This window comes from Pseudomonas germanica, assembly GCF_019614655.1.
In the GTDB taxonomy this organism is placed as follows: domain Bacteria; phylum Pseudomonadota; class Gammaproteobacteria; order Pseudomonadales; family Pseudomonadaceae; genus Aquipseudomonas; species Aquipseudomonas neuropathica.
On record NZ_CP071586.1, the window covers coordinates 2,415,283 to 2,426,638 of the forward strand.

The 11,356-nt window shown below is 59.9% G+C and carries 7 protein-coding genes; 2 read left to right on the forward strand and 5 right to left on the reverse strand.

Translation table 11 applies throughout. From position 1 onward, the window contains the following. Positions 1-8 precede the first annotated feature (8 nt). Positions 9-965, forward strand: a complete 957-nt coding sequence (locus J0G10_RS10620; RefSeq protein WP_220558408.1) for an alpha/beta hydrolase — start codon at positions 9-11, stop codon at positions 963-965. Positions 966-1,774: 809 nt separating this feature from the next. Further along, positions 1,775-2,917 carry an IS481 family transposase gene (locus J0G10_RS10625; protein ID WP_220556126.1) on the forward strand — a complete coding sequence of 381 codons (1,143 nt, stop codon included), beginning with the start codon at positions 1,775-1,777 and terminating at the stop codon, positions 2,915-2,917. A 481-nt stretch (positions 2,918-3,398) separates the two neighbouring features. Here J0G10_RS10625 and J0G10_RS10630 read toward each other — a convergent pair whose 3' ends face one another. From J0G10_RS10630 to pvdM, 5 genes are all read right to left on the reverse strand, one after another. Then, positions 3,399-5,879, reverse strand: a complete 2,481-nt coding sequence (locus J0G10_RS10630) for a TonB-dependent siderophore receptor (protein WP_176471252.1) — start codon at positions 5,877-5,879, stop codon at positions 3,399-3,401. A 113-nt stretch (positions 5,880-5,992) separates the two neighbouring features. Then, positions 5,993-7,642, reverse strand: coding sequence for a cyclic peptide export ABC transporter (locus J0G10_RS10635; RefSeq protein ID WP_095047693.1), 1,650 nt, complete (start codon positions 7,640-7,642; stop codon positions 5,993-5,995). 109 nt (positions 7,643-7,751) lie between these two features. Then, entirely contained in the window at positions 7,752-8,639 is an 888-nt protein-coding gene (gene pvdO / locus J0G10_RS10640; RefSeq protein ID WP_095047692.1) for a dihydropyoverdine dehydrogenase, read from the reverse strand. A gap of 38 nt (positions 8,640-8,677) precedes the next feature. After that, a complete protein-coding gene (gene pvdN, locus J0G10_RS10645; protein ID WP_220558409.1) occupies positions 8,678-9,964 on the reverse strand; it encodes a pyoverdine-tailoring periplasmic protein PvdN in 1,287 nt (428 codons plus the stop codon). After that, on the reverse strand, positions 9,961-11,331 hold the full coding sequence (pvdM, locus tag J0G10_RS10650) for a pyoverdine-tailoring dipeptidase-like protein PvdM (RefSeq protein ID WP_220558410.1): 1,371 nt from the start codon (positions 11,329-11,331) through the stop codon (positions 9,961-9,963). The genes pvdN and pvdM overlap by 4 nt, the downstream gene beginning before the upstream one ends. Positions 11,332-11,356: the final 25 nt, after the last annotated feature.

Sequence of the window (11,356 nt, forward strand, 5' to 3'; positions counted from 1 at the left end):
TTTAAGCGATGTCGTTACACCCTGATCTGGAAGCCTTCCTCGATCTGGCCCAAGACAGCCAGGACGCCGGCCTGCCGGCCATGCACCAAATGACCCCGAACGAAGCCCGCGCGACTTTCGAACAGACCACTGCGCAACTGCGCTGGCCGGCGCCTGAAGACCTGTTGGTCAGCGCAATCGACACGTCGGCACGTGATGGTGCGCCGTTGGCATTGCGTCTGTATCGCCCCAATGCTGCGGTCTCGCCGATGCCGGTGCTGGTGTATTTCCATGGTGGTGGTTTTGTTGTCGGCAGCCTCGACTCTCACGACGGTGTGTGCCGCGAGTTTTGTCAGCGCACGCCGTGTGCGGTGTTGTCGGTGGGCTATCGACTGGCCCCGGAGCATCGTTTTCCAACGGCATTGGAGGATGGCGAAGACGCTTTGTCGTGGTTAGCGGAAAACGCCGTAAGTCTTGGGCTTGATACCTCGCGCGTGGCGTTTGGTGGCGATAGTGCCGGCGCGACGTTGGCTACGGTGCTGGCGATTCAGGCCGTGGTGCAACCGCATACTGTGGCCATCGCACCCAAGGCGCAGTTGTTGTGCTATCCGGTGACCGATGCTTCGCGTGTGCACGATTCGCGGTTGTTGTTTAGCGAGGGGTATTTGTTGGAGAGCGATACGCTTGACTGGTTTTATCAGCATTACGCCCGCAGTCCGCAAGATTATCTGGACTGGCGTTTTTCGCCGTTGTTGGCGGAGGATCTGCAGGGGGTGGCGCCGGCGATTGTGTTGTTGGCGGGTTTTGATCCGTTGTTTGATGAGGGGCAGGCTTACGCTGATAAGTTGCGGGGGCAGGGGGTGAGTGTTGAGGTTGAGCATTGTCCTGAGCTGACGCATGATTTGCTGCGGATGGCTTCGGTGATGCCTGATGTTTTGCGGGTGCATGAACGCCTGAGCCGGGCGTTGGCGGGGGTGTTGGTTTGATTTTTGGGGGGGTGGTTTTTGGGTGAATATCCGTTGCTGCGGTAATGGCGGCTTAGGGTTCCGCCCTTACGGCGGGTCACTTTTTACAAACGCCTAAAAAGTAACCAAAAACGCTTGCTCCTACGTGCGGCCCGCTCGCTGGGGCTCGGGGTTCCTTCGCTGCGGGATCGATCCGGGCGCAGCGCCTACGGTTTGCTTCGCTGCACCTCCTCTCGCTGTGTTTGGCTGCGCCAAACGGTCGCTGCGCTCCCACGCCCGGATCAATCCCTCCACTCAGCCTTCCGACGTCGCCCATGGATCAAGATCAAAAGCAGGCGAGCTGACACTCGGCCTATTGAGTGGTGAAGAGCGGGTGTTCGGCTTTGGATTTGAGGTGGATTTTCCCCTCACCCCAGCCCTCTCCCGAGGGAGAGGGAGCCAATTTGTGGGCTTTTCAAAATCTGAGTTCGACTCGGTATCGCATGTCGGCGAAGCTCTCCCAAACATCTCAGTCAGCCCCTCTTTCTTGGGGGGGGAGGGGCTGATTTGTTTGCTTTTTAGAGCCTGAGTTCAGCGCGGTATCGCACGTCGGCGTAGCTCGCCCAATCACCTCGATCAGTCCCCTTTTCCTCATGGCGAGGGGCTGATTTGTTTGCTTTTCAGAGCCTGAGCTCAGCGCGGTATCGCACGTCGGCGTAGCTCTCCCAAACACCTCAATCAGTCCCCTCTCCCTCCGGGAGTGTATGTACCGGAGACATGGTGGACAGGTGTTCGGAGACATGGTGGACACATTTTAATAGACACATTGCTCATCGCGAAGGAGATGGCCTGTGTCTTGGGAAGAGGTGTCCACCGTGCAGCTTCGTTCAGAATTCGTGCTGTTGGCTCGGCAAGAAGGGGCCAATGTTCGGCAGCTTTGCCGTCGATTCAATATCAGCCCAAGCACTGCCTACAAATGGCTCAACAGGTTTGAGACCTCAGGTGCAGAGGGATTGATCGATCAGTCTCGACAACCAAAGACATCACCCAAACGTTGCGCTGACGATGTTGAGCAGCAGATTCTGACCGTGAGTCAGGAGTACGCCGCTTGGGGCGCTCGCAAGCTCAAGCGTGTGCTGGAAGACGACGGCAAAGTGATGCCTTCGGTCAGTACCGTGCATGCGGTTTTACAGCGTCATTCGCGCGTTGATCCAAAGGCCGCTGAGATCAAACCGTTTATCCGGTTCGAGCATGAAGCGCCCAACGATCTTTGGCAGATGGACTTCAAGGGACATATCAGCCTGGCTCAGGGGCGTTGCCATCCGTTGACGATATTGGACGATCATTCACGGTTTTCGCTGTGCATCGCGGCATGCATTAATGAGCAGCGCCAAACCGTTCAGGAGCATCTAATCAGGACCTTTCGGCGTTTCGGCCTGCCTTTACGCATGACGATGGACAACGGTTCGCCATGGGGTGATCAGACAGGTGTTTATACCGCACTGGAGGTCTGGCTGATGAGCCAGGGCATCAAGGTCGGCCACTCCCGACCTTATCACCCGCAAACCCAGGGAAAGCTGGAGCGCTTCCACCGCAGCCTGAAAAGGGAAGTCCTGCAAGGCCAGCTCTTCATCGATCTGGACGATGCGCAACGGGCGTTTGATATCTGGCGTGAGATTTACAACCAGAAGCGCCCGCATCAAGCACTGGGCATGCAGGTTCCTGCTACTCGCTACAGCAGTAGCCCGCGGGAATATCAGGAGCAACCGGCGGCGCCTGAGTACGATGATGGGGATGTGGTCAGGAAGGTTCAGGTGAAGGGCGAGATCTACTGGGGCAATCGTGAATACACAGTTGGAAAGGCATTTTACGGGAGGTCAGTGGCTATCAGGGAAACGACGGAGGACGGCATCCACGATGTCTACTGGAGTAGACATCGTATCGCCCGAATCGACTTGAACTTGCAGATCGTGACGGCAGGTAAGAAGATCTAAAACCGTCCACCATGTCTCCGAACATGTGTCCACCATGTCTCCGGTACATACAGGGAGAGGGCTAGGGTGAGGGGCTTTTGATCTGGCTTTTGATCTGGCTTCGGCTTTTGATCTTTTGCCCCATCGGCAGGCCGAGCGGAGGTGTTCATCCGGGGGTTAGGCGCGCAGCGCCGTGCGGCTTAGCCGCATACATCGAGAGGAGGTGCCGCGCAGCAAACCGTAGGCGATGCCCCCGGATGGACACCGTAGCGAGGGAACACTGAGCCTCAGCGAAGTGCCGTACGCCGGGGCAAAGCCTTTTGGGTTACCTTTTCGGCGTTTGGAAAAGGTAACTCGCTGTAAGAGCGAAATCGCCAGCGGCAACACCCGCAGCAACGGATATGCCCCCAAAACCCAAAGAGCATGGTCGGCCCGAAGGCCGCCAAGACCAACAGGCGAAAAAAAGCCCCGCCAAAGCGGGGCTCTCTCACATCACACCCAATCAGAAATCAGCCTTGACCGACATCACGAAGTTACGCGGATCACCATAGAAGTTACCGAACCCTTCGGTACCAATGGTCGAGTAGTAACGCTTGTCAAACAGGTTGTTCCCGTTAAGCGCCACCGACCAGGTGTCATCGATACGGTAGCCAATGCGACCGTTCCAGACCGCATAACCGGCGCCATCAATGTTGTCACCGCCCAAAGGCGAAGTCCGGTAGTTGCCCGTCTGCGCGTTGACACCCGCACCGATCGTCACGCGATCCAGCGGCCCGCTCAGGCTGTAGTCACCCCAGACACGCAGCAAATGGCGCGGCACGTAGGAGTTGTAGACCACGCCATCCTGCGTGGCGTCGGCATCTTCCAGCACTTTGGTCTGGGTGTAGGTGTAACCGGCGAGCAATTGCAGGCGATCAATCACCTCACCGCTGACTTCCGCTTCGAAGCCTTGCGCGCGAACCTTGCCGGAGTTGATCGAGCAAGAACTGTCTTCGCAACGCGGGTCATCCTGGGCGGCATCTTTCTGAATGGTGCGGAACAGGTTGAAGGAGCTGTTCAGACGACCGTCGAACCACTCACCCTTGATCCCCAGCTCGTAGCTCTGGCCAACCAATGGCTTGAGGGTGCTGCCATCGATGGTCTTGTAAGCGCCTTGCGGGGTGAAGATGTCGGTGTAGCTGGCGTAGGCGGTCAGGTTGTCGTTGAGGTCGAACAGCACACCGGCGAACGGCGTGACCTGGCCGGTTTCGGTGGACTTGGTGTCGACCTGGGTGCCTTCGCCACGGAAGTACTGCACCGAATCGGTGTCGGACTTGTACCAGCTGACACGGCTGCCCAGTACCAGGGTCAGCGGATCAGCCAGTTTCAGGCGGGCGATCGAGTAGGCGCCGTATTGCTTGATGTGCATGTCCACCGGGCCGCCACGGGAAGCGTTGGCCAGGTAGTAGCTTTCGTCCGGTTGCGGGATGTGGTGGTTCGGGTCGAGCACGTTCTGCCGTTGTGGCAGCGCGGCGACGGCGTAGAAGTCATCCTTGTGCGAACGGCTGGCGTTGGCGCCGATGGTCAGTTCATGTTGCTGGCCGAAGGCGTCGAATTTGCCGTCGACATAGGCATCGAAGCCGTAGTCGCGCTGGTCGTAGTCGTAAATGCTACCCAGCATCAGCGTATTCGAAGCCGTGGCACCGACCGGCACTGCACCGCTCGGGAAGGCGTATTCCATGTCCTGGGTGTTGCGCGAATACACCCCGGCGACTTTCAGCGACCAGTCGTCGTTGAACTGGTGTTTCAGGTCGGCGAAGTAGGTGGCGCGTTTGCTGCGCTGGTTGTTCCACGCGGTGTTCAGGCAGGTGGAGCGCTTGAGGTGCAGGTCGGATCCGTCGGCGTAACGCGGCAGGCCGCCCCAGCATGGCGTAGCGTCGACGTCTTCCCAGGCGAAACCCAGACCCAGGGTGGTGTCGGGGCTGAGGTCGAAGTCCAGGGCGCCGTAGTAGATCTGGTCTTTGCGGCTGGCCACGTCATAGAAATATTGACGGGTCTGTTCGGTGACCACGGCGCGACCACGGATGGTGCCGGAATCGTTCAGCGGGCCGCCGGTATCGACCTGGCCACGATAGTTGTCCCAGGTGCCTGCCGACAGCGAGAGCTGCGTGTGCGCAGTGTCCTGGCCGCGTTTGCGTACGAAGTTGACGCCACCGGCGGTGCCGCCTGCGCCTTTCATCATGCCGGCTGCGCCACGCAGAACTTCCACGCGGTCATAAATGGCCATGTCGCTGTTGAAGCTGTCGGCCTGCACGTAGCTGCTGCCGATATCCAGCGGCACGCCGTCGTACTGGTACTGGCCAGTCATACGGAAGCCGCGGGAGTAGAAATACTTGCCGCCCATGGGCGAGTCATACACGGTAATGCCCGGGGTCTTCTCCATCACCTGTTCGATGGTGTTGAGGTTCTGGTCATCGAGCATCTTGCGGGTCATCACCGTGACCGACTGCGGGGTTTCCTTCAGCGAGTGCACGCCCTTGCCAATGGTCACGCCGCCGGTGGTGTAGGAGTTGCTGCCCTCGGTGGTGGCACCGAGGCGGCTGGCGTTGACGTTGGTCGGGGCCAGTTCCATCGCGCTGCCGGTGGCCGGGCCGAGCACGGTCACGGTGTTGCCGTCACGCTGGTAGCGGATGCCGGTGCCGTTAAGCATCGCCTTGAGTGACTCGTCGTCCTGGTAGCGGCCGTTGAGCGCGGTCGAACGCAAACCTTGCAGGCTTTCCGGACTGTAGATGATTTGCAGGCTGGTCTGCTGGCCAAGGGTTTGCAGTGCCTGGGCCAGTGGCTGCGACGGGATGTTCAGGGTCCATTCCTGGGCCTGAACATACGGCGCTGCCGTGAATGTCAGTGCCAGACCAAGGCCGGTGCCGGCCAGTCGAGTGCGTGTCGCGCCGTGCATCAGCAGGGCTCGAGTCAGAGGGCGAAGCATGAAACGGGATGCGGACATGAGGTTAAGACCTTGGCAGGTATAGTTGTTAATGGTTCTTATTCATCTCATTAAGACGAGGAAGCCGCGGCAAACCGGAAAATTATTTTTCCGGTTTGCCGCGACCTCGTCGATCAAGCGGTTTGCAGTTCGCTCTTGACCTTGCCGGCCTCCATGCGCACCAGTTGATCGGCGACGTCGAAGTAACGGTCATCGTGGGAAATGACGATGATGGTCTTGCCCAGACGTTTGAGGTCAGGCAGCAACTCGGTGTAGAAAATTCGCCGGAAGGTCGGGTCCTGATCGGCCGCCCATTCATCGAACACCAGCACCGGCCGCTCTTCGAGCCAGGCATTGACCAGGGCCAGGCGCTTGCGCTGGCCGGTGGACAAATCGGTGGTGCTGAACGCGCCGTCGCGCACGCTGACCTTGTGCGCGATCTCCAGACGTTCGAGGTAGCGGGTCGCGTCCTGCGGGACTTCGCGGTCGCCCTGAATCAGATCGTCGAACAGGTAGTAGTCGGCAAAAATCGTCGTGAAATTCTGCCGGTAGTCATCGCGATTAAGCGCGGTGATCGGCTGATCGTTGACGCGGATTTCGCCTTCGGTTGGCGCGTACAAGCCCAGCAGCAGTTTGATCAGCGTGGTTTTGCCGCAGCCGTTTTCACCGACGATAAACACGATGTCGCCCTGTTCGATGCGCAGGTTGACCGGCCCCAGACGGAACGGTTCGCTGCCTTCCACGGGTGGGAAGGCGTAACGCACGTTGTGCAGTTCCAGGCTGTTGACCGCACCGGGTTTCTTGCCCTGATCCTCCAGCAGCAGATGCGGTTCGGGCGAGGAGAATTGCTCGCTCAGTTCGGCGATGCGGCGGAAGGCAATCTGCGCACGGCTGATGATCGGCAAGGTGCTGACCAGGTGCTCCAGCGGCCCCTTCATGTACAGCAGCACCAGGACGAAGCCGCTCATCACTGCTTTGTCGCCGCTGGGCCAGAAGGATTGCAGGGCCAGGGCCATGCCGATGACCACGAAGAACAGCATCGAACCGAAGGACTTGGCGATGACGAAGGTGTTGATGGATTTGATCTGGGTGTCGCAGATCTTCTCGGCGGTTTTTTGAATCCCGGCGACAAACATGCGCTGGCGACGCGGGCGATGAATGCGCAGTTCCTTAGCACCCTCGGCAATCGCGTTGTAATGCTTTTGCAGTTCATCTTCGGAATCGCGTGCAGCGTAGAAACCGCGCATGCCCTTGGCCCGGGCAATCGCCTGAATGGTCGTACCGATCGCAATCGCCACCAACATCATCAGGAACATCGGCCAGGACAGCAGCGCCAGATAGCCGAGGCAGCCGAGGGTAACGGTCATGGAAATCGCCAGCGGGGCGAAGGCGAAGGCGAAGTCGCTGATGGTGTCGACGTCGTGGGTCAGCACCGGGATCAAGCGATGGCTGCGGTAACGTTCGATCTGGTCGATCGGCGCCGACAGGACTTTCTCCCCCAGCTCTTTGCGCAATTTGGCGATGATGTGCTGGCCGACGTAGTTGGTGCCGATGTCGGACAAAATCGTCGTCAATAAGGCCAACGCACAGAGGCCAGCGAAGATCATTACCACGGTGCGGGTCAGGCCGTCGTCGGAGTGCAGGGCATTGTTGATGGTCGCCAGCAGCACGGTGACGCTCAGGCCGCCGATCATGCCGAGCACGATGGACACAGAGACGATCAGGCGGAAGGGCTTGAGCAAGGCGAACAATTCGTTGATCGCCCCACGCGTAGGCTTGGTCATGGAGGATTCCTGCTTCGGTGCGGAGGGAGTGCCGGTACTTAAGGAAAACGAATGGTCACGGACTTTCTTTAAACGACCGCAGGCGGGGCTGCGGTCGGGATGGGCAGGATCAGAGGTCGCGCACTACGCGAAACCCGAGCCAGTCGCCTTTGCTGGTCGGCCAGCTGCTGTTGCGGTTGCCGGAGCGCGAGAACACCGGCGCCTCGCCCCAATCGTTGCCGCGCATGACCTGACGCTCGCAGTTTTCCTGGGTCCATGGGCGACCGTCGTTGGGTACGCCGGAGTAATCCTTGTGATAGCAGTCGGCGGTCCATTCGTAGACGTTGCCGTGAGCGTCGTAAACGCCGAAGGCATTGGCCGGGAACGTCCCGGCAGGGGAGGTGAAGTTGTAACCGTCGGCGGCGCCATAGGTGTTGGCGTGTTTGGAGATCTGGTAGTTGTTGCCTTCATCGAACGGGAAAGGGAAGGGCCCGGTGCTGCCGCCGCGTGCGGCGTACTCGCGGATCGATTCGCTTTGCAAGCGATAGGCATGACCGGTTTTTTTCGACAACCAATCGATGTAGCCCTGGGCTTCGGCGACGTTCATGCACACGGCCGGGTCGCGGGCGGTCTGTTTGAATTCCGGTTTGCCGGCGGTGCAGCGGCGGCCCGGGCGATCATCGAAGTCGTAAGGCTTGTTGCCGGTTTCGCGCACGTACGCGTCCCACTCGCCGACCAGCACCTGGAAGCGGCTGATGGCGAAGGGTTTGCTGAAGGTCACTGCGTGGCGCGGGCCTTCGTCCGGTTCGCGGCCGACTTCGTCGTCCGGGGTGCCCATGGTGAAGGTGCCGGTCGGCAGCACGACCATTTCCGGGCAGTCCTTGCAGTCCTTGAACACTTTGCCTGGCGCCGGCACTGTCGCCGCTTGAGCTGCGCCGGGCAACAGGCCGGCGCACAGCGCGGTCAGGGCCAGCGCGGGCAAGGCCTTGAAGGTGAAACAGGCATGGGGCTTTTTCATGAGTCGTCTCTGTGAAAAGGAAAACTGGAGTCGAGGGATCAGGCGCGGCGTTTTTTACCGAGCAGGGCCATGAAGCGGTCCACTTCGGCTTCGTTGTTGAGCAGGCCCGGCGCGGTGCGAATCACCGGGCCGACATCGCGGCTGACCGCATCGCAGATCACCCGGTTTTGCATCAGGTAGGCGGCCACTGCATCACTGTCCTGACCCTTGGCCCGGAAGAACGTGAAACCGGCAGAAAACTGCGGATCGAGCGGAGTCACCAGCTCGATGTTCGACTGTTCTTGCAGACGCTGCTTCAGGTAGCTGTTGAGCTGATGAATGCGCGCCTGAACGTCAGCCTTGCCCAGTTGCAGGTGCAACTTGAACGCTTCGTCCACCGCCCAGCGATGCTCGAAAGCGTGGTAACCGCCCGGGGTCATGATCGTGGCGAAAGAAGTGGCTTCGGAGAACGTCGGCACACTCGGGCTGACGTATTTCAGCTCTTCGCTGCGGCTGCACACGATGCCGGTGCCGCGCGGACCGAACATCCACTTGTGGGTGCCGGCGATAAAGAAGTCGCAGTTCATCTGCGGGAAACTCAGGTCGTCGACACCGAAACCGTGCACGCCGTCGACCACGTAAATCAGCCGATCCTTGTCGTCGCGTTGACGGTTGTGTTCATCGACCAGCCGCGAGATAGCGCTGATCGGCAATTTCACACCGCTGCCCGAATGTACCCAGGTCATGCCGAGGACGCGGGTTTGCGGGCGGATATTGCGGTTGATGGTGTCGAGCACCTGATCCAGGGAAATGCTTTGCGGGTTGTCGAACAGCCTGAGTTTGCGCACCCGGGTGCCATCGCGGCGGCTGCGGAAATCGAGAATGTTGCGGGTGGAATAGTGCTCGTGCTCGGTGGTGAGGATTTCCTGATCCGCGCGCACTTGCACGCTGCCATAAATCATCGCCAGACCTTCGGTGGTGCTACCGGTGAGGGCGATCTGGCCGGGCTTGGCTTGCAGGTATTGGCCGGCCCAGACCCGCACGTTGTGCTGCAATTGTTCGTTGCTACCCTGATCCCAATCCATCGCCAGTCCCGGATTGCGGTCGAGCGTGGCGCGATGGCGTTCGATGGCTTCGCGCACGGGTTTGGGGTGCGAGGTGATCAGGAAGTTAGCGAAGTGAATCGCCTGCGGGTCCTGATCGAACAGCTGGCGCAATTGCGTCCATTTGTTCACGGAGGCCACGGGCGCGGTCGCGGCCATTGCCGGCGCTGTGAGGCTGGCGCCGAACGGCAGAGCGGCCGCCAGCACGCCGGCCTGTTTCAGAAAGGTCCGGCGGTCAGTCATGGCTTGGCAGTGTCCTGACGGGAAATCAGTGCCGGTTTCGCGGATTTCTGTGCCTGATCCCAGACGCGCATAAAGTTGCCGCCCCACAGCTTGGCGATGTCCGCTTCGGAGTAGCCGCGCTGTATCAATTCGGCGGTGACGTTGCGGATTTCGCCAACGTTTTCCCAACCCTTGATGCCGCCGCCGTCGTTGAAGTCGGACGAGATGCCGACATGGTCGATACCGATTTTGCGCACGGTGTAATCGATGGCGTCACCGAGATCCTTGAGGGTGGCTTTCGGCTCTTCTTCAAGGATGCCGTAGAGGCCGCTGGCGTACTGGCCGAGTTTTTGTTCCGACCAGGCCGTGATGATCGGGTCGCCCGGCATCAGCGCCATGGCCAGGTTTGGCAGTGGCGGCAGATCGAAGCGTGCGCGCAGGGCATTGAGTTTGTCCTGCGTGCCCTGAGTCAGCGGTTTGAGGTACTGCGAGAAGCCGACCACCTGAACCACGCCGCCGCTGTTCTTGATCAGCTGCAATTCCTTGTCGCTGAGGTTGCGCGGAATATCCACCGCCGCACGCGGCGCCGAGTGTGAGGCCACCAACGGTGTGCGGCTCAGCTGTGCAACCTGTTCCAGGCCTTTGGTCGACATCTGCGAAACGTCGATGATCACGCCCAGATCGTTCAAACGCTGCACTGCTTGCTTGCCGATATCGGAGAGACCGTCGAGGGCGTCCGGCGAGTCATTGAAGAACGGCAGCGGCCGCGAGGAGTCCGCCCAGCTGTTGTTGCCGATGTAGCTGAAGCCGAACATGCGCATGCCGCGTCCGGCCCACAGGTCCAGTTTGCTCAGGTCGTTGCCCAGCGGGTAGGCGTTGAGCATGCTGATGAAAATCGCAAACTTGCCTTCGCCATGCAAGCGGCGGAAATCATCCGGGGTGTAGGCGATGCCGACCTGATTGGGGAAGTCGCGGACCATGCCGGTGATGATCTTGTAACGGACTTCCTGTTGGTTGCGGGCCTCTTCGACAAAACCTTCGGTGGGGCGATGCGGGGCGTTCGGGCCGTTCCACATTTCCGGCCAGCCGAACACCGTCAGCGCAGCGCCCGACAAGCGCCCGCGGTTGGCCTTGATCAGGTCGAACTGGCCGGAGCCGTCCTTGTCGGCTTCGTTGCCGTGGGCGCCGAAACTCAGCGGTACGGTGATGTGGCTGTCGAAGGAGAGAATGCGATCCTGCAACTCGGTCGCCTGTTTCATCACCTTTACCGGGTAGCCAGGGTTGTCCCGAAACCAGTAATCCCAGGCCAGAAACCCTGCGCCGGCGCTGATCGCCAAGGCCAGCGGCAGGCCGATAAATAGAGCCTTTTTCGAACGCGGTTTTGTCATTGCCATCTCATTCAGGTTCGCCGTC

Bases quoted from the DNA above. Each gene is read 5' to 3' on its own strand.
- pvdM (WP_220558410.1), bottom strand. From the start codon at position 11,331: ATGACAAAACCGCGTTCGAAAAAGGCTCTATTTATCGGCCTGCCGCTG.
- J0G10_RS10630 (WP_176471252.1), bottom strand. From the start codon at position 5,879: ATGTCCGCATCCCGTTTCATGCTTCGCCCTCTGACTCGAGCCCTGCTG.
- J0G10_RS10635 (WP_095047693.1), bottom strand. From the start codon at position 7,642: ATGACCAAGCCTACGCGTGGGGCGATCAACGAATTGTTCGCCTTGCTC.
- pvdO (WP_095047692.1), bottom strand. From the start codon at position 8,639: ATGAAAAAGCCCCATGCCTGTTTCACCTTCAAGGCCTTGCCCGCGCTG.
- pvdN (WP_220558409.1), bottom strand. From the start codon at position 9,964: ATGACTGACCGCCGGACCTTTCTGAAACAGGCCGGCGTGCTGGCGGCC.
- J0G10_RS10620 (WP_220558408.1), top strand. From the start codon at position 9: ATGTCGTTACACCCTGATCTGGAAGCCTTCCTCGATCTGGCCCAAGAC.